This window comes from Halomonas sp. NO4, from assembly GCF_010994375.1.
Lineage (GTDB): Bacteria > Pseudomonadota > Gammaproteobacteria > Pseudomonadales > Halomonadaceae > Halomonas.
On sequence record NZ_WHMA01000007.1, the window covers coordinates 1 to 22,397 of the forward strand.

Annotated in this window: 16 protein-coding genes; 5 read left to right on the top strand and 11 right to left on the bottom strand. The window is 66.3% G+C overall.

What is annotated here, in order from left to right:
- Positions 1-106: 106 nt before the first annotated feature.
- The 6 genes from FEF15_RS07330 to FEF15_RS07355 form a co-directional block, all read right to left on the bottom strand.
- Positions 107-1,090 (bottom strand): branched-chain amino acid ABC transporter permease, encoded by a 984-nt coding sequence (locus FEF15_RS07330; protein WP_163558512.1) that lies wholly within the window; start codon positions 1,088-1,090, stop codon positions 107-109.
- Positions 1,091-1,092: 2 nt separating this feature from the next.
- Complete coding sequence (locus tag FEF15_RS07335) at positions 1,093-1,980, bottom strand: branched-chain amino acid ABC transporter permease (protein WP_163558513.1); 888 nt, start codon at positions 1,978-1,980, stop codon at positions 1,093-1,095.
- A 60-nt stretch (positions 1,981-2,040) separates the two neighbouring features.
- Positions 2,041-3,261, bottom strand: a complete 1,221-nt coding sequence (locus FEF15_RS07340) for an ABC transporter substrate-binding protein (RefSeq protein WP_163558514.1) — start codon at positions 3,259-3,261, stop codon at positions 2,041-2,043.
- A gap of 109 nt (positions 3,262-3,370) precedes the next feature.
- Complete coding sequence (locus FEF15_RS07345; RefSeq protein ID WP_205598496.1) at positions 3,371-4,123, bottom strand: ABC transporter ATP-binding protein; 753 nt, start codon at positions 4,121-4,123, stop codon at positions 3,371-3,373.
- On the bottom strand, positions 4,120-4,893 hold the full coding sequence (locus FEF15_RS07350) for an ABC transporter ATP-binding protein (protein ID WP_163558515.1): 774 nt from the start codon (positions 4,891-4,893) through the stop codon (positions 4,120-4,122). Before FEF15_RS07350 ends, FEF15_RS07345 begins: the two co-directional genes overlap by 4 nt.
- Positions 4,894-5,172: 279 nt before the next feature.
- Positions 5,173-6,552, bottom strand: coding sequence for an L-serine ammonia-lyase (locus FEF15_RS07355; RefSeq protein ID WP_163558516.1), 1,380 nt, complete (start codon positions 6,550-6,552; stop codon positions 5,173-5,175).
- A gap of 188 nt (positions 6,553-6,740) precedes the next feature.
- Between FEF15_RS07355 and FEF15_RS07360 the strand changes: the two genes are divergently transcribed.
- The 3 genes from FEF15_RS07360 to FEF15_RS07370 all read left to right on the top strand — a co-directional run bounded on the left by FEF15_RS07360 (position 6,741) and on the right by FEF15_RS07370 (position 10,115).
- Positions 6,741-7,667, top strand: coding sequence for a LysR substrate-binding domain-containing protein (locus FEF15_RS07360; RefSeq protein ID WP_163558517.1), 927 nt, complete (start codon positions 6,741-6,743; stop codon positions 7,665-7,667).
- A gap of 69 nt (positions 7,668-7,736) precedes the next feature.
- Positions 7,737-8,390, top strand: coding sequence for a hypothetical protein (locus FEF15_RS07365; RefSeq protein WP_240454105.1), 654 nt, complete (start codon positions 7,737-7,739; stop codon positions 8,388-8,390).
- A gap of 153 nt (positions 8,391-8,543) precedes the next feature.
- Complete coding sequence (locus FEF15_RS07370; protein ID WP_163558518.1) at positions 8,544-10,115, top strand: AbgT family transporter; 1,572 nt, start codon at positions 8,544-8,546, stop codon at positions 10,113-10,115.
- 71 nt (positions 10,116-10,186) lie between these two features.
- Here FEF15_RS07370 and rpoD read toward each other — a convergent pair whose 3' ends face one another.
- From rpoD to FEF15_RS07390, 4 genes are all read right to left on the bottom strand, one after another.
- On the bottom strand, positions 10,187-12,031 hold the full coding sequence (gene rpoD, locus FEF15_RS07375; RefSeq protein ID WP_163558519.1) for an RNA polymerase sigma factor RpoD: 1,845 nt from the start codon (positions 12,029-12,031) through the stop codon (positions 10,187-10,189).
- 227 nt (positions 12,032-12,258) lie between these two features.
- On the bottom strand, positions 12,259-14,067 hold the full coding sequence (gene dnaG / locus FEF15_RS07380) for a DNA primase (RefSeq protein ID WP_163558520.1): 1,809 nt from the start codon (positions 14,065-14,067) through the stop codon (positions 12,259-12,261).
- Between the two features lie 160 nt (positions 14,068-14,227).
- The gene (gene rpsU, locus FEF15_RS07385) at positions 14,228-14,443 is read right to left on the bottom strand and encodes a 30S ribosomal protein S21 (protein WP_010629611.1); all 216 of its coding nucleotides are present in this window, start codon (positions 14,441-14,443) and stop codon (positions 14,228-14,230) included.
- Positions 14,444-14,673: 230 nt separating this feature from the next.
- Positions 14,674-16,614 (bottom strand): methyl-accepting chemotaxis protein, encoded by a 1,941-nt coding sequence (locus tag FEF15_RS07390; RefSeq protein ID WP_163558521.1) that lies wholly within the window; start codon positions 16,612-16,614, stop codon positions 14,674-14,676.
- Between the two features lie 357 nt (positions 16,615-16,971).
- Here FEF15_RS07390 and FEF15_RS07395 point away from each other — a divergent pair, with 357 nt between their 5' ends.
- Together FEF15_RS07395 and tsaD are read left to right on the top strand one after the other, a co-directional pair.
- Positions 16,972-20,673 carry an EAL domain-containing protein gene (locus tag FEF15_RS07395; RefSeq protein WP_163558522.1) on the top strand — a complete coding sequence of 1,234 codons (3,702 nt, stop codon included), beginning with the start codon at positions 16,972-16,974 and terminating at the stop codon, positions 20,671-20,673.
- 86 nt (positions 20,674-20,759) lie between these two features.
- A complete protein-coding gene (gene tsaD / locus FEF15_RS07400; protein ID WP_163558523.1) occupies positions 20,760-21,815 on the top strand; it encodes a tRNA (adenosine(37)-N6)-threonylcarbamoyltransferase complex transferase subunit TsaD in 1,056 nt (351 codons plus the stop codon).
- Between the two features lie 10 nt (positions 21,816-21,825).
- Here tsaD and plsY read toward each other — a convergent pair whose 3' ends face one another.
- Positions 21,826-22,392 (bottom strand): glycerol-3-phosphate 1-O-acyltransferase PlsY, encoded by a 567-nt coding sequence (gene plsY / locus FEF15_RS07405; protein ID WP_163558629.1) that lies wholly within the window; start codon positions 22,390-22,392, stop codon positions 21,826-21,828.
- Between the last annotated feature and the right edge of the window lie 5 nt (positions 22,393-22,397).

Genomic DNA, 22,397 nt, shown 5'->3' on the forward strand with positions numbered 1-22,397 from the left:
CCGAGGCACCACCCTCGGGAACAGCGCCAGTCAGGCGCTGCGCGCCATGCCTGGCGCACAACAAAAAGGCGCCCCGCAGGGCGCCTGAATCCAGTGTGACTGGCTATCACTTGAAGTTCTTGCGCACGACCTTGAGCGCTTCGCCGACGATGCCGCTGCGGAAGCTCAGCACGCAGACCACGAAGATCAGGCCTAGGATGGGGCTCACCCAGTTGCCCAGCGGCGACTGCGCCAGGGTGTGCTGCAGGCTGACCACCAGGCCGGCCCCCACTACCGGGCCGAACAGCGTGCCCACGCCGCCCAGCAGGGTCATCAGGATCACCTCGCCGGACATGTGCCAGTGGGCATCGGTGAGCGAGGCGAGCTGGAAGACCACTGTCTTGGTCGACCCCGCCAGGCCGGCAAGCCCTGCCGAGAGCACGAAGGCCAGCAGCTTGTAGGCATCGACGTTGTAGCCCAGCGACACGGCGCGCGGCTCGTTCTCGCGGATCGCCTTGAGCACCTGGCCATAGGGCGAGTGAACGGCGCGCTGGACGATGGCGAAGCCGATCAGGAAGACCGCGAAGACGAAGTAGTACATCGCCAGGTTGCTCTCCAGGCTGATGAGGCCGAACAGCGCCCCACGCGGTACACCGTGCAGGCCGTCCTCGCCGCCGGTGAAGGGCGACTGGATGAAGACGAAGAACATCAGCTGGGCCAGCGCCAGGGTCACCATGGCGAAGTAGATGCCCTGGCGGCGAATGGAGAGCGCGCCGAACACCGTGCCCAGCGCCAGGGCCGCGGCGGTGCCGGCGAGGATGCCCGTTTCCGGGGTCAGACCGGGGTAGCTCGCCAGCAGATAGCCGGTCACGTAGCCGCCCGTGGCGAGGAAGGCGGCGTGCCCGAAGGAGAGCAGGCCGGCATAGCCGAGCAGCAGGTTGAAGGCGCAGGCGAACAGCGCGAAGCACAACACCTTCATCAGGAACACCGGGTAGGCGGCGAAGGGCGCCACCAGGCCCACGACCAACAGCGCCAGGTAGAAGAGGTTGCGGCGCTGGGAGGCGCGACGGGCGCGCTCCATGGCGGGCGTCAGGGTTTGCGTCGTGGCCATTGTCATGCCTCCTTGCCGAAGAGTCCGGCGGGCCGCAGCATCAGGACGAGGATCATCACCAGGAAGATCACGGTGTTGGCGGCCTCGGGGTAGTACACCTTGGTGAGGCCTTCGACCAGGCCCATGCCCAGGCCGGTGAGGATGGCGCCGAGGATCGAGCCCATGCCGCCGATCACCACCACGGCGAAGACCACGATCAAGAGGTTGGCCCCCATGGTCGGCGACACCGGGTAGAGCGGCGCGGCCAGCACCCCGGCGAAGGCGGCGAGCGCCACGCCGAAGCCGTAGGTGAGGGTGATCAACTGGGGCACGTTGACGCCGAAGGCCTGCATCAGCGCCGGGTTCTCGGTGCCGGCGCGCAGGTAGGCGCCAAGCCGGGTGCGCTCGATGACGAACCAAGTGCCCAGGCACACCACCAGCGCCGCCACCAGCACCCAGGCGCGATAGGTGGGCAGGAACATGAAGCCCAGCTGGAAACCGCCCTGCAGGGCCTCGGGCGTGGGGTAACGAGCGCCGGAAACGCCGAAGAAATTGACCAGGGAGCCCTCGAAGATCAGCGCCAGGCCGAAGGTGAGCAGCAGCCCGTAGAGATGGTCGAGATGGCCGATACGGCGCAGCAGGAAGCGCTCGATCAGCATACCGAACGCCCCAACCACCAGCGGCGCCAGCAGCAGCGAGGCCCAGTAGCCGATGCCCAGGTACTGCATCCCCAGCAGGGTGGCGAAGGCCCCGAGCATGTACATGGCGCCATGGGCGAAGTTGACGATCTTCAGCAGGCCGAAGATCACCGCCAGGCCCAGGCTCAGCAGGGCGTAGAAGGCGCCGTTGATCAGGCCCAGCATCAGCTGGCCCATGAACACCGCCAACGGCACCCCGAATATCATCGTCATGTCAGATTCTCCTCGCCGTCAGAGGGGCGGCGGCTTGCGCCGCCGCCGTTCGTGCCGCGCTCAGTTCTGAACCAGGTCACACTGGCTTTCGGAGAGCGGGCGGTAGGCCTCGTCGGCCGGGATAGTGGCGAGAATCTCGTAGAGATCCCACTCGTGGGTGGCATCGGCCGGCGACTTGACCTCGGCGAGGTACATGTCGTGAACCATGCGGCCATCCTCACGGATGCGGCCGTTGCGGGCGAAGAAGTCCTCGATGGGCTGCTCCATCATGTAGCTGCGCACCGTCTGGGCATCGTCGCTGCCGGTCGCCTCGACGGCCTTCAGGTAGTGCATGGTGCTGGAATAGACCCCCGCCTGGACCATGGTCGGCATGCGGCCCACGCGCTCGTAATAGCGCTCGGCCCACTCGCGGGATTGGTCATCCATGTTCCAGTACCAGCCGGTGGTGAGCAGCAGGCCCTGGGTGGTCTCGAGGCCCATGGCGTAGACGTCGTTGAGGAACACCAGCAGACCGGCCAGCTGCTGGCCACCCTGCACCACGCCGAACTGGCTCGCCGTGTTGATGGCGTTGACCGTGTCGGCACCGGCGTTGGCCAGACCGATGATATCGGCCCCGGAGCCCTGCGCCTGGAGGATGTAGGAGGAGAAATCCTCGGTCGGGAAGGGATGGCGAATGCGGTCGACGATGGTGCCGCCGTTGTCGGTGACCACCTTCTCCACGTCGCTTTCCAGGGCATGGCCGAAGGCGTAGTCGGCGGTGAGCATGAACCAGGTGTCGCCGCCCTGTTCGACGACCGCCTTGGCGGTGCCATTGGCCAGCGGGTAGGTGTCGTAGACCCAGTGGATGTGGTTGGGCGTGCAGTGCTCGTTGGTGATGCTGGATGCCGCCGAGCCGGACACGATGCCCAGCTTGTCGTTGGCCTCGAGGACATTGGTCACCGCGATGGTCACCGAGGAGGCCACCATGCCGGCCACCAGGTCGACGTTGTCCTGGTCGATCCAGCCACGCACGGTATTGGCGCCCACGTCGGCGCTGTTGCGATCATCGGCGCTGAACACCTCGATGGACGCCCCGTTGACGCTGCCGCCGAAGTCCTCGATGGCCATCTGCAGCGCCTCGAGGCCGCCCGGGCCAGCCAGGTCGCGGTAGGTACCCGACATGTCGGCCAGGTAGCCGATGCGCACCTCGCCGTCGCTGATCTCGGCCTGGGCGCTGGTCGCCATCATGGCGGTGGCGGCGATGGCGATGCTGCTGGCGAGTGTCTTCTTGATGAAGGTCATTATCGTCTCCTCGGCCCCGATGGGGCTGTTGTTGTTGTTGCTGACGTTTTGCAGCGATGGGTTGTGGTGGGTGGAAGGCTCGACGCCTGGTGTGGCGCCGGGGCAGTGCTCAGACCCCCAGCAGGGAATGCAGGTGCTCGCGACGCGACGGCAGCTCGGCAGCCGAGATCTGCTCGATGATGCGCCCGTGCTCCATCACGTAGTGGCGGTCGGCCAGGGGCGCGGCGAAGCGGAAGTTCTGCTCCACCAGCACGATGGTCATGCCGCGTGCCTTGAGCTTGACCAGCACTTCGCCGAGCGTCTGGACGATGACCGGAGCCAGCCCCTCGGTGATCTCGTCGAGCAGCAGCAGCCGCGCACCGGTACGCAGGATGCGCGCCATGGCCAGCATCTGCTGCTCCCCGCCCGAGAGCCGCGTGCCCTGGCTGCGACGCCGCTCGTAGAGGTTGGGGAACATCTCGTAGATCTCGTCGATGGACATGCCCCCGGAGCGTACCGTGGGCGGCAGCAGCAGGTTCTCCTCGACGTCGAGACTGGCGAAGATGCCGCGCTCCTCGGGGCAATAGCCTACCCCCAGCCGCGGGATGCGGTGCGGCTTGACGTTGAGCGTCTCGTTGCCGTTGATCATGATCGAGCCGGTGCGCCGGCCCACCATATTCATGATCGACTTGAGCGTGGTGCTGCGCCCGGCGCCATTGCGCCCGAGCAGGGTCACCAGTTCACCGCGCTTCACGTCGAAGTCGACGCCGTGCAGGATGTGCGACTCGCCGTAGAAGGCGTGCAGGTCGCTGACGCGCAGCATCTCGGCACCGTCATGGTCCTGGTAGGGAGTGACGCTGGGCTGTTCGGCGAGCTGGTTCATGCCCCGGCCTCCTCTTCGGCGACTTCGCTGCCCATGTAGGCTTCCTTGACGCGCGGATCCGCGGAGACGCTGGCGTAGTCGCCCTCGGCGAGCACGCTGCCGCGCGCCAGTACGGTGATGCGGTCGCAAAGACGGCTGACCACGCTGAGGTTGTGCTCCACCATCAGCACGGTGCGCCCTTGGGCCACGCGGCGAATCAGCTCGACGATGCGGTCGACGTCCTCGGCGCCCATGCCCTGGGTCGGCTCATCGAGCAGCATCAGCGTGGGGTCCATGGCCAGGGTGGTGGCCACCTCCAGCGCGCGCTTGCGCCCGTAGGGCATCTCCACGGTGAGCACGTCGGCATAGTCAACGAGGCCCACTTCGTCGAGCAGCGCCATGGCGCGCTCGTTGAGCGGCTCGAGGGTGCGCTCGGACTTCCAGAAGTGGAAGGAAGTGCCCATGGGACGCTGCAGCGCCACCCGTACGTTCTCCAGCGCGGTCATGTGGCCGAACACCGCGGAGATCTGGAAGGAGCGCACCAAGCCCTTGCGGGCGATCTCGTTGGCTTTCATGCCGGTGATCGCCTTGCCGCGATAGAGGATCTCGCCGCGGGTCGGCGGCAGGAACTTGGTGAGCAGATTGAAGACGGTCGTCTTGCCGGCCCCGTTGGGCCCGATCAAGGCGTGAATGTGGCCTTCCCGAACCTGCAGGTTGACGTCGTCCACGGCGGTGAAGCCGCGAAATTCCTTGGTCAACCCACGGGTTTCGAGTGCGAACTCCTGGGTCATGTGGCGTCCTCTCTGGACCGCCGCTGGCGATCCGCCGTTGCTGACAATTGTTGTCGTTGTCTGACAATTGTTGTCGTTGTAGAGAAGGCTCAGGACTCTCTAACCTTTACGTTAACGTAAGCTAGAGGACTCGCCACGAGGGAGCAATAGCTGAATCGTCGAACTCGACCAATGGCGTAGCCCCCCGCCACTTCAGTAGCTTGCAAACAAAAACGCGATGCCTCGACAGGCATCGCGTGATCCAGCGGTAGACGACTGATCTGGCAGCGATTCGGTGTTTCAGCACTCGATGGCGTTGACGGCGAGACCGCCGCGGGAGGTCTCCTTGTACTTGTCCTGCATGTCGCGACCGGTGTCGCGCATGGTGCGGATCGCCTTGTCCAGGGAGATAAAGTGCTCACCGTCGCCACGCAGCGCCATCTGGGCGGCGTTGATCGCCTTGACCGAGGCGATGGCGTTGCGCTCGATGCAGGGCACCTGCACCAGCCCGCCCACCGGGTCGCAGGTCAGCCCCAGGTTGTGCTCCAGGCCGATCTCGGCGGCATTCTCCACCTGGGCGACGCTGCCCCCCATCACCTCGGCGAGCCCCGCCGCGGCCATGGCGCATGCCGAGCCCACCTCGCCCTGGCACCCCACCTCGGCGCCGGAGATCGAGGCGTTCTTCTTGCACAAGATGCCCACCGCGCCGGCGGTGAGCAGGAAGTCCACCACGTCGCGCTCGCTGGCCCCCGCCTTGAACTTCATGTAGTAGTGCAGCACGGCGGGAATGATCCCCGCCGCCCCGTTGGTGGGCGCGGTGACCATGCGCCCGCCGGCGGCGTTTTCCTCGTTCACCGCCAGAGCGAAGACGTTGACCCAGTCCATGGCCGAGAAGGTGGAGGCGATCAAGCTGGTATCGTCCGCGGCGGCCAGCAGGCGGCGGTGCAGGCCGGCGGCGCGGCGGCGGACGTTGAGCCCGCCGGGCAGTACCCCCTCCTGGTCCAGCCCCTGCTCGACGCACGCCTGCATCGCCTCCCAGATCGCCCATAGGCCGTCGCGCACTTCGGCCTCGCTGCGCCAGGCCTTCTCGTTCTCGAGCATCAGTTCGCTGATGCGCAGCCCGTGAATGCGACACAAGGCCATGAGCTCCCCGGCGGAGTTGAAGTCATAGGGCAACGCGGTGGTGTCGCTGTCCAGCTCGCCGCGGGCCGCCTGGGCTTCGTCGACCACGAAACCGCCACCCACCGAGTAATAGGTATTGCGGCAGAGCTCCTCGCTGTGCCCATAGGCGATCAGTGTCATGGCGTTGGGGTGGTAGGGCAGGCACTCCTCGTGCCACTGCATGTCACGCGCCCACAGGAAGGGCGTCGCCAGCCGGCCGTCGAGCAGCAGGGTGTTGGACTCCAGCAGCTCCTCGAGGCAGGGGGCGACGATCGCCGGGTCGATGGCGTCGGGGCGCTCGCCCATCAGCCCCATGATCACCGCCCGATCGGTGCTGTGGCCGGCGCCGGTGGCCGACAACGACCCGTAGAGCCGCACCTCGACCCGGGCGACGCGCTCGAGCAGCGCCTGCTCGCGCAGCGCCTGCACGAAGTCGAAGGCCGCTTTCATGGGGCCCACGGTGTGCGAGCTGGAGGGGCCGATACCGATCTTGAACAGGTCAAAGACGCTGATTGCCATGGGAGATCACCTCGTACGGCCCGGCTCGGCCGGGCATCATCTTGTTCGTTGCGGGGGCACGACAGGCCGCTCATGAATGAGCCATGCTAAAGCCGGTTGCCATACCACCGCCGTTGACCCTATGTTGGTGGCGTACCGCTCCACGAGCAAACGAGAATATCTCCCCCACAGTATAGAATCACTAAACCATGAGCCGACTCCTCCACGCCCAGACCCACGCCTGGCTGAAAGTCTTCGCGGTCAGTGCCCGGCTGCTCTCCTTCACCCGCGCAGCCGAGGAGCTGCACGTGACCACCGGCGCCGTCAGCCAGCAGATCAAGCAGCTGGAGGCACGCCTGGGGTTCAAGCTGTTCCGCCGCCTGCCGCGGCGCCTGGAACTGACCGAGGAGGGACGTCGGCTGGCCGCCGTGGTCGACGAGGCCTATCAGTCGGTGGGCATGGAGGTGAAGCGGCTGCGCAGCGGGGTGATGAGCGGCATCCTGCGCCTGCGTAGCGTGCCGGCCTTTCTCAGCCTGTGGCTGATGCCGCGCCTGCCGCGCCTGCAGGCGCGCTTTCCCGACATCGAGCTGCAGGTGATTGCCGAGGACAGCAGCCTGTCGCTGCGCGAGGGCGAGTTCGACCTGGCCATCGACCTGGGCGACGGCCACTACCCGGGACTCGCCGCCACCCCACTGATGGAGGAGGTGATCTTTCCGGTCTGCGCCCCCGCCCTGCTGCGCCGGCGCCCGCCACTGTCGCGCCCGGCGGACCTGGCCTGGTATCCGCTGCTCCACGACGTCACCGCCTGGCGGGGCGGCCAGCCCTACGCCCAGTGGGAACACTACCTGCAGGCGGTGGGCGCCGAGCCGATCAACGTGCGCCGCGGCTACACCTTCAATCGCCACCGCCTCACCCAGGAAGCCGCCATCGCCGGCATGGGCGTGGCCATGGCCCGCCAGTCCCTGCTCACCGACGAGCTCAGAACCGGCGCACTGATCGCCCCCTTCGCCGAGCGCGTGGCCACCGGCAAGCGCTACGGCATCGTCTACCCCAGCGGCGCCCTGGACGACCGCCGAGTCGCCGCCGTCCACGACTGGATCGTCGAGGAGGTCCGCCGTCACCAGGCCGTGGCCTGAGGCGCCTTGGCCCGCGGCGGGCATCTCTTTAGAATGCCCCCGATTCACCCCTTATCGGAGCAGACCACCTTGACGCCCCCTTCACCCGACCCCGGCTGGCCCATCGGTTTCGGTGCCACCTGCCTGCGCGCCGTGCTCTATATCCTCTTCATTGCCGCCCTCGCCCAGGGCGTCTACTGGGAAGCCCTCTATCTGCCCGAGGCGCGTTTCTCGGAGCGCGGCTTCACCGAACTGGCCCAGACCGGCGTCCTCGCCGTGGCCACGCTGCTGCTGGCACACCTGCGCTGGCGATGGCGCACCCTGCCCGAGGTGACGCTGCTGCTCTTCGCCTTCGTGGCCAGCTCGCTGATTCGCGAGCAGGATGCACACCTGGACGCTCATGTCTTCGACGGCGCCTGGCAGCTGCTGGTGGCGCTGATCGTGCTTCCTACCCTTTTCTGGATGGTGCGACAGCGTCGCCGCTTCCTCGAACAGTTCGCCCACCTGTCCAACACTTTCTCGTTCGGCTTCTTTGCCGCCGGCGTTTTGACGACTTACGTCTTCTCCCGTCTCTACGGGCGTGCCGATTTCTGGATGGCCGTGCTGGAAGAGCACTATGTCCGCGACTTCAAGAGTGCGGCCGAGGAGGTCGTCGAGCTGCTCGGCTATGCACTGATCCTGATCGCGATGATCGAACTCCTGCTCCTCGCCCGGCGCTGGCGACAGGCTAGCCAGACGCGCTGACCCTCCCCCGACGCAGGAAAAGCAGCCTGCACATACGGATATTCTCAACAAAAAATTCTGTTTGCAGTGGGCGACATCGCGAAGTAATGTCGCGCGTTATGCCGATTCGGCGAAAAATCACCCTAGTCACTGCAACAACATTGAGAAATCCTGATGTCATCACAAGGAGCCCGAAGCGCGCGCCTGCGACGCGGCGCTTTCACCCGTTTTCTGGATAGCGTGGAGTGGCTGGGCAACCTGCTGCCTCACCCCGTGACCCTCTTTGCCCTGCTCTGCGTCATCGTGGTGGTGGCCAGCGGCATTGCCGGCGCCCTGGGCGTGGCGGTGCCCGACCCGCGCCCCGCCAACGAGGGCGAGTGGATTGCCGTCAACTCGTTGATGAACGCCGACGGGCTGCGCCGCCTGATCACCGGGGTCGTCGCCAACTTCACAGGCTTCGCGCCGCTGGGCACGGTGCTGGTGGCCATGCTTGGCGTGGGCGTGGCCGAACATTCCGGCCTGCTCTCGGCCAGCATGCGTGCCCTGGTGCTTGACCGCTCGCCGCGCATCGTCACCTACGCGGTGGTCCTTGCCGGCATCATGTCCAACATGGCCTCGGAGCTCGGCTACGTGGTGCTCATCCCGCTGGCCGCCATGATCTTCCACTCGCTGGGACGCCATCCGCTGGCCGGCCTGGCCGCCGCCTTCTGCGGCGTCTCCGGCGGGTATAGCGCCAACCTGCTGATCGGCACCGTCGACCCGCTGCTCTCCGGCATCACCCAGGAAGCCGCGCGCCTCCTGGATCCCGCCTATGTGGTCGGTGCCGAAGCCAACTGGTTCTTCATGATCGTCAGCACCTTCGTGGTCACCCTCATCGGCGGGCTCGTCACAGAGCGGCTGGTAGAGCCCAAGCTGGGCCAGTTCGATGCCGCCTACGCCGACGACGACATCGACCAGCAGCGCCTGGCCGGCCTCAGCACCACGGAAAAACGCGCCCTCAAGGGCACCGGACTGGCAACACTGGCCATCGTCGGGGTGCTGGCGGCCCTGGTGGTGCCCGAGAGCGGCATCCTGCGTCACCCCGAGACCGGCGCGGTGAGCGGCTCGCCCTTCCTGCGCGGCATCGTGGTGATCGTGGCCGTCTCCTTCGCGCTCCTGGGCTTCGTCTACGGCCGACTGGCCGGCACCATGCGCAACGACCGCGACATCGTCGATGCCATGGCCAAGAGCATGAGCAGCCTGGGGCTCTACATCGTGCTGGTGTTCTTCGCGGCGCAGTTCGTGGCGCTGTTCAGCTGGAGCAACTTCGGCACCGTGATCGCCGTGGCCGGCGCCGCTTTCCTCGAGTCCCTGGGGCTTAGCGGACCGGCGCTGTTCGCGCTGTTCATCCTGATGTGCGCCTTCGTCAACCTGTCGCTGGGCAGCGCCTCGGCGCAGTGGGCCCTGACCGCGCCGATCTTCGTGCCGATGCTGATGCTGATGGGCTACGCGCCCGAAGTGATCCAGGCGGCCTACCGTATCGGCGACTCGGTGACCAACCTGATCACACCGATGATGAGCTACTTCGGGCTGATCATGGCGGTGGCGGCGCGCTACCGGAAGGACCTGGGCATCGGCACTCTGGTCGCCCTGATGCTGCCCTACACGCTGTTCATGCTGATCGGCTGGAGCCTACTGTTCTTCGTCTGGGTCTTTGGCTTCGGCCTGCCGGTGGGGCCCGGCTCGGCCACTTACTTCGGCCTCTGACCACCCGCCACCCTGAGACAACAAAGCGCCCGCAGCTGCGGGCGCTTTGTTACCGAGACCGGGTGACGTGCTTATTCGTCGAGGAAGGAGCGCAGCGGTTCGGAGCGGCTGGGGTGGCGCAGCTTGCGCAGTGCCTTGGCTTCGATCTGGCGAATCCGCTCACGGGTGACATCGAACTGCTTGCCGACCTCCTCGAGGGTGTGGTCGGTGTTCATGTCGATGCCGAAGCGCATGCGCAGCACCTTCGCCTCGCGGGCGGTGAGCCCACCCAGGACGTTGCGGGTCGCCTCGATCAGCCCTTCGCCGGTGGCCGAATCGATGGGCAGGATCATGGTGGCGTCCTCGATGAAATCGCCCAGGTGCGAGTCGTCGTCGTCACCGATGGGCGTCTCCATGGAGATCGGCTCCTTGGCGATCTTGAGCACCTTGCGCACCTTGTCCTCGGGCATCTCGAGACGCTCGCCGAGCTCCTCCGGCGTGGGCTCGCGCCCCATCTCCTGCAGCATCTGCCGCGACACGCGGTTGAGCTTGTTGATGGTCTCGATCATGTGCACCGGAATGCGGATGGTGCGCGCTTGGTCGGCGATCGAGCGAGTGATCGCCTGTCGAATCCACCAAGTGGCATAGGTCGAGAACTTGTAGCCGCGACGGTATTCGAACTTGTCCACCGCCTTCATCAGGCCGATGTTGCCCTCCTGGATGAGGTCCAGGAACTGCAGGCCGCGGTTGGTGTACTTCTTGGCAATGGAGATCACCAGGCGCAGGTTGGCCTCCACCATCTCCTTCTTGGCCCTGCGCGCCTTGGCCTCGCCGATGGAGAGACGGCGGTTGACCTCCTTGAGCTCCGGTACCGCCAGCTGCACCATCTCCTCTTCGAAGGCGATGCGTCGCTGGGCACGCTGGATATCGGGGCGCAGTGCCTCGAGGCGATCGGTGTACTTGGGGTTGGCCGTGATGAACTCGTCGAGCCACTCGGTGCGCGACTCGTTGCCGGGAAACGTCTTGATGAAGGTCTTGCGCGGCACTTTCGCCTTCTTGACGAAGAGCTGCATCAGCGCCTTCTCCTGGGCGCGCACCTGCTCCACGCTGATGCGCACCTGGCCGACCAGGCGCTCGAAGTGCTTGGGCACCAGCTTGATCGGCGAGAAGAACTCCGCCAGGCGCGCCAGCTCGGCCCGCGCCTCGGCGGAACCACGGCCGTGCGCGGCGACGGCCGCCTTGGCGCGCTCGTTCTGCTCACGGATCTGTTCGAAACGCGCCCGCGCCTCTTCCGGATCGGGGCCGCCGCCGCTCTCGTCTTCGGCCTCCTCGTCGTCGTCCTCATCGCCGTCGCTGTCATCGGCGTCGCCCAACGTCTCTTCCGGCGCTTCGGCCTCAGCTACGCCAGGAATCCCCTCATCGGGATCGATAAACCCGGAGAAGAGGTCGGAGAGACGCCCCGGCGCCTCCTCGTCCTGAGTGGTATCGTAGGCGTCGAGGATGGAGTCGACAGCCCCCGGCAGCCAAGCCAGAGCGGACATCACCTCGCGGGTGCCCTCCTCGATGCGCTTGGCAATCTCGATCTCGCCTTCGCGGGTCAGCAGCTCCACCGTGCCCATCTCGCGCATGTACATGCGTACCGGGTCGGTGGTGCGGCCCACATCGCTCTCCACCGCCGCCAGCGCGGCCACGGCCTCTTCCGCTGCCGACTCGTCGGTAGAGTGATCGGACATCATCAGGGTGTCTTCATCGGGGGCTTCCTCGACGACACTGATACCCATGTCGTTGATCATGCCGATGATGTCTTCCACCTGATCGGGGTCGGCGATATCCTCGGGTAGGTGGTCGTTGACCTCGGCATAGGTCAGGAAGCCCTGTTCCTTGCCGCGCGCGATCAACTCCTTCAGACGCGACTGCTGCTGCGCATTTCCAGCCATAGAAACCCTATCTCGACGAAGAAGAATGAAGCACCTGAAGCGCTAGGGCGGAGAAAAGTCATCAAGCCGAACAGTATAACGGGAAAGGGTGTTGCCCTGCCAGTTCGGCCATTTGCTCGTCTACTCAGGTGTGTTAGGTTGTTTGGTTACGCTGGCGCCGGGAGACTATCTTCTATCTGGTGATGGTAGGAGAAATTTCAACCCCCGCGCCAAGTTCCTGCCGCCGGCTAGGCTTTCAGCGCCTGCAGCAACGCCACCAGCCGCTCGCGATCCTCGCGTGACAGGCGTTCGCCGCTGCGTTCGCGCGCCAGCAGCGCCTCGTACTCCTCCCGGGGCGACTGCCGCCGGCGCTGTCGACGCAGGTGTTCGACCAGACCATCGATCTCGGCGCCCCGGGCCTCGCGCGGGATGAGCAGTTCGCGCCGCACCAGGGCGCTCAGCCGCCACCCCGCCTCGCTACCGTGGAAGTGGGCGAGCAGCACCTGCGAGCTACGGTAGCGCCCGGCACGCAGCAGCCGCACCACCTCACGGCACAGCGGCGCATCCTCCCCCTCCTCGGACAGCCACTCGGCCGCGTCGGGCAGGCGCTCCACCAGCGCCGGCTCATGCACCAGCAGCTGCAGGATTCGCGCCAGCGGACCCAGCGCCGACTCGGCCACCGGCCGGGGCGAGTACCCCGTGACGGCTGACGGCTGCGTCGAGGTCGCGGGCGGCGCAGCGCGGTCGGGCTCGGACCCCGCCATGATCGTCGCGAAGCGTGACTCATCGACCCCGGTGCGGCGCGAGAGTTCGCCGAGCAGCAGCGACTTCAGCACCCCCTCCGGGAGCCGGCCTATGGCCGCCAGCACCTGGCTGGCGTAGCGCTCGCGATCCTCGATGCGGGCCAGGTCGCGACCGCGCGCCGCCTGATCGAAGAGGAACTCCGACAACGGGCTCGCGCAGGTGATGCGATCCGTGAAAGCCTCGGGGCCCTCGCAACGCACCAGGCTGTCCGGGTCCTCGCCCTCGGGCAAGAACAAAAAGCGCGCCTGACGGCCATCGATCATCAGCGGCAGCACCGTCTGCAGGGCCCGGGTCGCCGCCTGGCGTCCCGCTTGATCGCCGTCGAAGCAGAACACCACCTCGTCGACCAGCCGGAACAGCCGCACCAGGTGCTCCTCGCTGGTCGCGGTGCCCAGGGTGGCCACGGCATTGCGAATGCCGAACTGTGCCAGCGCCACCACGTCCATGTAGCCTTCGACGATGACCAGCCGCTCGAGGCGCGCATTGGCCTGACGCGCCTCGAAGAGCCCGTAGAGCTCGCGCCCCTTGTGAAACACCGGCGTTTCCGGCGAATTCAGGTACTTGGGCTTGGCATCGCCGAGCACGCGCCCGCCGAAGGCGAGGGTGCGACCCCGCCCGTCACGGATCGGGAACATCACCCGGTCGCGAAAACGGTCGTAGGTGCGCCCGCTCTCCTCGCGGTGCACCAGCAAGCCGTACTCCACCTGCACCGACTCGGGAATACCGCGCTGGCCCAGATGGCGCTTGAGCCCCTCCCAGCCATCCGGCGCGTAACCGATGCCGAAATCCGCCACCACCTCGGCGGACAGGCCGCGATTGTCCAGATAGTCGCGCGCCGCCTGCGCCTCGGGCATCTTCAACCGCTCGCGGTAGTAACTCGCCGCCAGCTCGAGCAGGTTGACACCCTCCTTGCGCTTGCGCTCCCGCGCCTGGGCCTGGGGGTCGTCACGCCCCTCTCGCGGCACCTCGAGTCCCAGCCGTCCCGCCAGCTGCTCCACCGCCTCGGGAAACGACAGGCGGTCGTACTCCATCAGGAAACGCAGGGCATTGCCGTGGGCCCCGCAGCCGAAGCAGTGATAGAACTGCTTGTCGGCACTCACCGTAAAGGAGGGCGTTTTCTCCTGATGGAAGGGGCACAGCCCCGAGTGATTGCGCCCGGTTTTCTTCAGAACCACCCGCTCGCCGACCACCTCGACCACGTCGACGCGGGCCAGCAGGTCATCGATGAAACGCTGGGGGATGGGTCCGGCCATGCGGATATCGCCACGTCAGAAGGGGAATGGCGGCCGCGGGGGCGGCGAAATCAGGGGCAACCGGCAAGCCCTGTGGAAAAACAAGCGGCCACCCGCCGGCGGCCGCTTGCGCATCCTTCCAGAGTGGCCGGCGCTTTGCACCGCCACTCCACAGTACGGATCAATAGAGCCGTTCGAAGCGCTTGCGCTCACGCTGCAGCTTCTTGGCGTGACGCTTGACCGCGGCAGCCGCCTTGCGCTTGCGCTCTGCAGTCGGCTTCTCGTAGTGCTCGCGACGACGCACCTCGGACAGAATGCCGGCTTTTTCACAGGAACGCTTGAAGCGACGCAGAGCGACGTCAAACGGCTCGTTATCACGTACTTTGACAGAAGGCATTAAGCACTCACCTACCTTAAGAATCTTGAGTTCGGTTTATACGCACACCCTCTCGGGCGTCTCCCATTTTACCGTCACCATGGGTACCTAGTTTGGCAACGGTAAGGCGGCATCGTTCATGACGCCGCCGGGAAAGCCCCCTGGATGCACGACCCAGTGTTACAGCGCACGATATTCTAGTCGCCGAACCCGGCCTTTGCAAACTTCTTGCCCCGTTGTCCCAAGCCGGCTTAGCCAGGCTCGGGAATCTGTCGCTCGCCCAGCACGAAGGCTCCCATCAGAGCGTTGAGGCGCTCGGACTGATGGCGCATCTCGGCCGCCGCGCTGGAGGTCTGCTCCACCATGGCGACATTGCGCTGGGTCGCGCCATCCATGTCGCTGACCGCCAGGTTGACCTGGCCGATGCCCACGCTCTGCTCGCGGGCGCCGGCGCTGATCTCGGCGATGACGTCATTGACCCGGCCGACACTCTGTACGATCTCGTCCATGGTCACCCCGGCACGCTGCACGATCTCCGCGCCGCGCCGAGTGTGTGCCACCGAGGCGTCGATCAACCGGCGGATGTCGCGGGCCGCATCGGCGCTGCGGCTGGCCAGGGTACGCACCTCCTGGGCGACCACCGCGAAGCCGCGGCCGTGCTCACCGGCCCGCGCCGCCTCCACTGACGCGTTGAGCGCCAGGATGTTGGTCTGGAAGGCGATGCTGTCGATGAGGGTGATGATCTCGCCGATACGCGCCGCCGAGGTGTTGATATCCTCCATGGTGCTCCCCACCTCGCCCATGGCCGCCTCCCCCTGGCGCGCTACCGAGACGGTCGACACCACCAGTTGGCTGGCCTGCTGGGCCGACTCGGCGCTGTGTTCAACCGTCGCGGTGATCTGCTCCATGGAGGCAGAGGTCTCCTGCAGGCTGGAGGCATCCCGCTCGGTGCGCGCGGCCAGCGCCTGACTGCCCCGGGCGATCTCCTCCGCCGCGGCATGCACCTGATGGGCGCTGTCGCGTACGTCGAACAGCAGCGCCTGCATACGCGAGGCGAAGGCGTTGAATTGGGTAGCCAGCGCACCGATCTCGTCACGGTGTGTCACCGCCAGGCGCCGTGTCAGATCGCCGTCGCCGCCGGCGATCTCGCTCATGGCACTCGCCGCCTGGCGCAGACGCATGGCGATACTGCGCCCTATCAGTATCGCCACCAGCAGCACCAGCCCGGCCACCACGCCGGCAACCAGACCGTTGCGTACCAAGGCCTGCTGGGCGTCGCTGCGCAGCCCGGCCACCAGCGTCAGGACACTCTCGGCCACGCTATCTTCGACGCGCATGAGCCGGTCGATCTTGGCCGTCTGCCAGGCGAACCACTGCTCGGGATCGACGCCAAAGTCGCGGCGTGTCGCACTTTCCAATACGCGGCGGCGCAGGCCTTCGACCCGCTCGACCTCATCGCCGCCCAGTTGCTCCTCCAGCAGCTCGCGCTGCTGGGCGCTGGCCAGGGTACGAAAGGTATCGAGCTGCGCCTGCTGGGCGCCGATCAGCGAGACGAAGCGCTGGAAGTCGGCGCTGGCGATACGATCCTGTCCGAAAGCCGTCGCCAGCACGGCCCGTTCGATGCCGGCCAGCTCCTTGCCCCTCAGGAGCGAAAAGTAGGCCCCCAGGGTTCGAGTGGTCTGCGCCTCGCTGGTGACGTGGCTGAGCCGGCCGACGATTCGGATCAGCGCCGTATTCAACTCGGTGTAACGGGAGGCGGCTTCGGCCACCGGGAGTTCCAGCGCATCCACCCGCCGGCGCAGCGCCGGCAGGTCGGAGAGCCGCTCGCGCACTGCCTCGATCAGCTCCTGGATCGCGACGTCGTCAATGTCGCCCCGCAGCCTGGCCAGTTGGGCATCAAAGCGCTCGGCCCGCCGCTCGGTGCGCTCGCGCTGGCTCGCCAGCTCGCTCTCGAACTGCCGCCCTGCGGTGCCGAGGAAGAGTGCCGTGCTGCCTCGCTCGCGCTGCGACTCATGGACCAGATCCCCCGCCATCAGCGCCAGCTCGGTCAGCCCCTGCAGCTGGTCCATGCGGCTGACCATCTGCTGACGCTCATGCAGCTGAAGCCCGGCAAAGCCGCCCATGGCCAGTAGCGGCAGCAGCAGCGCCAGCAGTATCTTGTGACCGATGGACATGTGACGCAAAAAGGCCATGACCGCTCCCCTGAAGGGCACCTCTGCGGGCGCCCGCACTGTTGTTGAATATTATCAACGGTCAGAGTAAGCAAAACCTCATATAATCGTATGACCTGGGTCAACCTTTTTGACTTGTCGACATGCATTTCGACACTGCCACGGCGTTTTACACGGAGCTTGTGTCATGGCCCGGCGAGAGGCGAGGAACGCTTGAGTCCAGCGGATGCTGTTGACACGTTGCGCTTGCTCCGCTCTCGACTATTGGGTTAGCTAACACTTATCTATAATAAAGTAAAATGAAGGCTTTCTTCCCCGTGGGCGCCAACCGATGATTTCTCGAAAGCGCGGGATCCGGGCCGCAGGGGGCCATTGCCGATGACCATCCGCAACCTCCTGATCACACTGCTGACCCTGCTGGGGCTGCTGATACTGGTTGGCTCGAGCTGGGAACTCCGCAAAATACGGGCCAAGCAGAGTGCCGCCCGCTGGGTGCACCAGAACAACCAGGTGGCCGACCTCTCCCTGCGCGCCAGCGGCATCATGGCCATGGAGCGCGGCATTACCGCCACCATCCTCTCGCACCCCGCCCAGGCCAACCCGGACATGCTCTATGAGATGGCCCAGCAGCGGCACAACGGCAACGAACTGTATCACTCCATTCTCACCCTTGCCTCGCCGCTTGCCCGCACGGCGGATAGCCACCCTCTCAGTCGCAGCCTGGAGCAGCTGAGGCGCCATCGAAAGGCGCTGGAACAGGCGCGCCAGCAGGTCGACCAACGCCTTGCCGGCAAGACGGTTTCCCTGGACGAGACAGAGTGGATCGAGCTAGCGACACGCCATATCGAGGCGCTGTCGAACCTGCGCGACGCCACCGTGCAGCCCATGCCGGGCAACATCTACACTCACACTCCCAACCCGGTGATCAAGGAGGTGCTCTTCATCATCAGCGAGCACGCCGGGCGCGAGCGCGCCATTATCGGGGCGGCCATCGCCCAGGGCCGGCCGTTAAGCGATGCCGACCTGACGCGGCTGCAGCGCTATCGTGACATCGTCAACGCCTCGCTCGAACGTGCCGATACCCTTATCCAGCAGTTGCCGGACACCCCCGAGCTGGTCACAGCACACAGCGAGCTCGAGGCAGGGTTTCTGGGCGACTACCAGACACTGCGTGAAGCCGTCTACACGGCCAGCCGTCAGCAAGCCCCCTACCCGGTCAGCGCCGCGGAGTGGTACCAGGCAGCCACAGCCGGCATAGACACGGTACTGGCGCTCTCCGAGGCGGTCAGCGACCACTTCGGCGCCGGCCTGGATCGCGTGCAGGACCACGCCAAACTCTCGGTGGCGATGGTCGTCTTCTCGATCCTCACCGCCATTAGCGTCTTCCTCTTCGCCGTCTGGTCCATTCGTCGCCGCATCCTTCACCCTCTTCAGCGGCTCGAATCCGCGGTCAACCGGGTCGCGGAAGGCGGCCTGAAGTCGCCGCTGCCGCCCCTCCTCGACGACGAGATCGGCACCCTGGCGCGCGCCTTCGAACACCTGCGCACCAGCCTGGTCGACGACATCGAGCGGCGCGAGGCCACCGAGGCCAAGCTGCGCAAGATCTCTCATGCCGTCGAGCAGAGCTCGGACTCCATTATCATCACCGACCGCCACCGCACGATCGAATACGTCAACAGCGCCTTCGAACGGCTGCGAGGCTATCGGCGTGCAGACATCATCGGGATGAACGCGCGCATCCTGAAAAGCGATGAACGCAATCCCCCCGAGCTCTACCAGGGCTTTCGCGCTGCGCTGGAGAACGGCCAGACCTTCCGTGCCACCCTCATCAACCTCAGCGCCAGCGGCGAGCTGTACTATGAGGAGATCGCCGTCTCGCCGCTCTACGACGAGCGGGGCGAGATCACCCACTACGTGGCCAACGGCCGGGACGTCAGCGAACGGATCCGCGCGGAACAGGAGTTGAGGAAGCTCAACCAGGCCATCGACCAGAGCGTCAGCTCGATCGTCATCACCGATGCCAACGGCATCACCGAATACGTCAATCCACAATTCACCCGCACCACCGGCTACCAACCCGAGGAGATCAAGGGGCGACGAATCTACCTGCTCGAACCCGGCCGCCTTCCCCGGCGCCAGTACCGCAACATGCGCCGCACTCTCCAGCAGGGCAAGGTGTGGGAGGGTGAGATTCTCAACCGACGCAAGGACGGCCAGGCTTATTGGGAGCTGGCCTCCATCAGCCCGGTACGCAACCAGCACGGCGTCATCACCCACTACGTGGGCATTCAGTACGACATCAGCGAGCGTAAGCAGATGGAAGAACAGATCAACTTCCTCGCCTACTACGACGACCTGACAAAACTCCCCAACCGCGCCCTGCTGGCCAAGCGCTTCGACAAGCTGGCCAGCTACGCCCTGCAGCGCGGCCGGCCGATCGCCCTGATGTCGCTAGACATCAGCCGTTTTCACCTGATCAACGACAGCCTGGGGCACCGTGCCGGCGATCAGGTGTTGCAGACCGTCGGCAAGCGACTGGCCAAGTGCGCCCGAGACCAGGACATCGTCGCCCGCTATGCCGGCGATGAGTTCGTCGTCATCCTTACCAACGCCCCGAACTATGACGGCATCGCCGCGGTTGCCCAGCGCATGATCGAAGCCGTTTTCCGCCCCATGAGCATCGAGGGTCATGAGCTCCACATCAACATGCACTGTGGTATCAGCGTACTACCGCAGGATGGCGAGGACCTCGAGACCCTGCTCGGCAATGCCACCACCGCCCAGCACATGGCCGCCCGCGAAGGGCAGAACGTGTTCCGCTTCTTCACCGAGGATCTCAATGCCGCGGCCTTGCAGCGCCTAGCCCTGGAGCATGAATTGCGGCGCGCCCTGGAGCAGGAGGCCCTTGAGCTGCACTATCAGCCCAAGGTGGACTTCGCCAGCGGCGAGGTGGTGGGAATGGAAGCGCTCGCCCGCTGGCACCACCCCAGCAAGGGGCATATCTCTCCCATGCACTTCATCCCGATTGCCGAGGAAACCGGGCTGATCCAGCCCCTCGGCGAGTGGGCACTGCGCGAGGCGTGTCGTCAGGGCCAGGCCTGGCAGCAGCAAGGCTGGCCACCGATGATCATGGCGGTCAACCTCTCCACCCGGCAGCTGCAACAGCCGGACCTAACCGCCACCGTCGGCAGGATCCTGGCCGACACCGGCCTCAGCCCCGCCCTGCTGGAACTGGAACTGACCGAAAGCGCCGTGATGGAGCATCCCGAAGAGACCATCGCCGTGCTCAATGAACTGAAAGCACTGGGCGTGCGCCTGGCCGTCGACGACTTCGGTACCGGCTACTCTAGCCTGGCGTACCTACGTCGCTTCCCCTTCGACACCCTGAAGATCGACCGCAGCTTCATCACCAACGTCACCACCTCAGCGGATGAGGCCTCCATCGCCCAGACCATCATCGCCATGGGTCATGGACTGCGCCTGCAGGTCGTCGCCGAGGGAGTGGAGACCGAGGCCCAGGCCGCCTACTTGCGGCGGCGCCACTGCGACCAGCTACAGGGCTATCTGTTCAGCCGCCCACTGCCCGCGGAAGAGATGGGACGGCTGCTGAGCACGCAGCGACGCCTGACGCTGCCCACCGACGACCCCTCGGCCAGCGCCCGCTCGCTGCTGCTGCTTGACCCTGACGAGCAGGCGCTCGAGGCGCTACGCCGTCCGCTGCAAGACGCTGGTTTCCGAGTGTTGACCGCCACGGGCACCGAAACGGCCTTCGACCTGCTGGCGCTGAACAGCGTGCGCGTGGTAATCGGCGAGCTGAGCCTGCCCGATATGCCGGGACTCGAGTTTCTGGAGCGAGTGCAGGCCCTCTACCCAGAGATCCTCGCCATTGCCTTAAGTGAGCAGGACGACGCCCCAGCCACCGTTGAAGCCAACCGCCGTGGTGTCATCCACTCCTGCCTGCGCAAGCCGTATCAGACAGAGGTTGTGCTCGCGGAGGTGAGGGAGCTCTTCTTGCGCTCCGCGACTGCCCGGGACCTGCATCCGGATATGTGCTCGATCATCTCCTGTGGCGAGAAATGAGGGCGTGCTGCACCGAGCATTACTACCCAGCCAGCCGCGCGGTGATTTGCTAGAATGCGCCCTCTACCCCAGCGCGAGAGCGTTCCATGCGAGTCCTCGGTATCGAAACCTCCTGCGACGAGACCGGCGTCGCCCTCTATGACACCGAGCGCGGCCTGCTGGCCGACGCGCTCTACAGCCAGGTTGCCATGCACGCCGAGTTCGGCGGCGTAGTGCCCGAACTCGCCTCGCGCGATCACACCCGCCGGCTGCTGCCGCTGATCCAGCAGGTTCTCGACGAGGCCGGCCTCGAGCGCCGGGAGCTCGACGCCATCGCCTACACCGCCGGCCCGGGACTGGTCGGCGCGCTGATGGTAGGGGCCAGCACCGCCCACGGCCTGGCCCGGGCACTGGACATTCCGGCGCTCGGCGTCCACCACATGGAGGGCCACCTGCTCGCCCCCATGCTGGAAGCGGACCGCCCCGGCTTTCCCTTCGTGGCGCTGCTGGTGTCTGGCGGGCACACCCAGCTCGTCGCCGTCGAGGGGCTGGGTCGCTACCGCCTGCTCGGCGAATCGGTGGACGACGCCGCCGGCGAGGCCTTCGACAAGGCGGCCAAGATGCTGGGACTCGCCTACCCCGGGGGCCCCCAGGTGGCGCGACTCGCCGAGCAGGGCGACCCGGGGCGCTGGCGTTTTCCGCGGCCCATGACCGACCGCCCCGGGCTGGATTTCAGCTTCTCCGGGCTCAAGACCCATACCCTCACCGCCATTCGCCAGCTCGAGACGGCCGGTGAGCTGGACGAGCAGGCCCGCGCCGACGTGGCCCGCGCCTTCGAGGAGGCGGTGGTCGACACCCTGGTGATCAAGTGCCGTCGCGCCCTGGACGACACCGGCCTCAAGCGGCTGGTGGTAGCCGGCGGGGTAAGCGCCAACGTGCGGCTGCGCGAGCGCCTGGAGCGCGAATGCGCCAAGCGCGACGCCCGCGCCTACTACCCGCGGGGACGCTTCTGCACCGACAACGGCGCCATGATCGCCTATGTGGGCGCGCAGCGCCTGCTGGCCGGCGAACGCGACGACCCCGGCATCATGCGGGCCGTGCCGCGCTGGCCGATGGAGACCCTCGAAGCACCAGCCGGCATCGAGAGCCTCCCCGCCTCCTAGCAGCGAGCGTTCAAAGCACCGGCTCGTCGCCGTGACGCAACCGGCGGATATTGAGCAGGTGGCGCGCCAGCACCAGCGCCGTGAAGGCGAGCACCACCGAGACATAGTCGGGCGCCAGCCACAGGCTGGCGAGCGGCGCCAGGCCGGCACTGATCAGGGAGGCCACGGCCGCGGTTCGCACCCGCCAGGCGAGCAGGGCCCACAGCGTGGCGCAGAGCAGCGCCACCCCCGGGGTGAGCAGCAGCATTGCGCCGAAGGCGCTGGCCACCGCCTTGCCGCCGCTGAAGCGATGCCACACCGGGTAGCTGTGACCGAGCAGCACCGCGAGGCCCACCAGCCCCTGCGCCCAGGGCGGAAAGCCCAGCGCCAGGGCCAGGGCCAACACCGGCATGCCCTTCACGACATCCACCAGCAGGGTGGCCAGCGCCAGGCGCATCCCATGCAGGCGCAGCACGTTGGAAAAGCCCGGATTGCCCGACCCCGACCGGTACGGGCTGCCGGCGCCGGCCAGACGGCACACGCTCAGCGCCCCCAGCCAGGAGCCACTGAGATAGCCCAGCGCCACCACCCAGGGCAGCTGCC

Excerpts from the sequence above, each read along its gene's own strand:
- FEF15_RS07335 (WP_163558513.1), bottom strand. The coding sequence starts at position 1,980 with ATGACGATGATATTCGGGGTGCCGTTGGCGGTGTTCATGGGCCAGCTG.
- FEF15_RS07355 (WP_163558516.1), bottom strand. The coding sequence starts at position 6,552 with ATGGCAATCAGCGTCTTTGACCTGTTCAAGATCGGTATCGGCCCCTCC.
- FEF15_RS07390 (WP_163558521.1), bottom strand. The coding sequence starts at position 16,614 with ATGGCCTTTTTGCGTCACATGTCCATCGGTCACAAGATACTGCTGGCG.
- rpoD (WP_163558519.1), bottom strand. The coding sequence starts at position 12,031 with ATGGCTGGAAATGCGCAGCAGCAGTCGCGTCTGAAGGAGTTGATCGCG.
- FEF15_RS07360 (WP_163558517.1), top strand. The coding sequence starts at position 6,741 with ATGAGCCGACTCCTCCACGCCCAGACCCACGCCTGGCTGAAAGTCTTC.
- FEF15_RS07395 (WP_163558522.1), top strand. The coding sequence starts at position 16,972 with ATGACCATCCGCAACCTCCTGATCACACTGCTGACCCTGCTGGGGCTG.
- FEF15_RS07345 (WP_205598496.1), bottom strand. The coding sequence starts at position 4,123 with ATGAACCAGCTCGCCGAACAGCCCAGCGTCACTCCCTACCAGGACCAT.
- tsaD (WP_163558523.1), top strand. The coding sequence starts at position 20,760 with ATGCGAGTCCTCGGTATCGAAACCTCCTGCGACGAGACCGGCGTCGCC.
- FEF15_RS07370 (WP_163558518.1), top strand. The coding sequence starts at position 8,544 with ATGTCATCACAAGGAGCCCGAAGCGCGCGCCTGCGACGCGGCGCTTTC.
- rpsU (WP_010629611.1), bottom strand. The coding sequence starts at position 14,443 with ATGCCTTCTGTCAAAGTACGTGATAACGAGCCGTTTGACGTCGCTCTG.
- FEF15_RS07350 (WP_163558515.1), bottom strand. The coding sequence starts at position 4,893 with ATGACCCAGGAGTTCGCACTCGAAACCCGTGGGTTGACCAAGGAATTT.
- dnaG (WP_163558520.1), bottom strand. The coding sequence starts at position 14,067 with ATGGCCGGACCCATCCCCCAGCGTTTCATCGATGACCTGCTGGCCCGC.
- FEF15_RS07340 (WP_163558514.1), bottom strand. The coding sequence starts at position 3,261 with ATGACCTTCATCAAGAAGACACTCGCCAGCAGCATCGCCATCGCCGCC.
- FEF15_RS07330 (WP_163558512.1), bottom strand. The coding sequence starts at position 1,090 with ATGGCCACGACGCAAACCCTGACGCCCGCCATGGAGCGCGCCCGTCGC.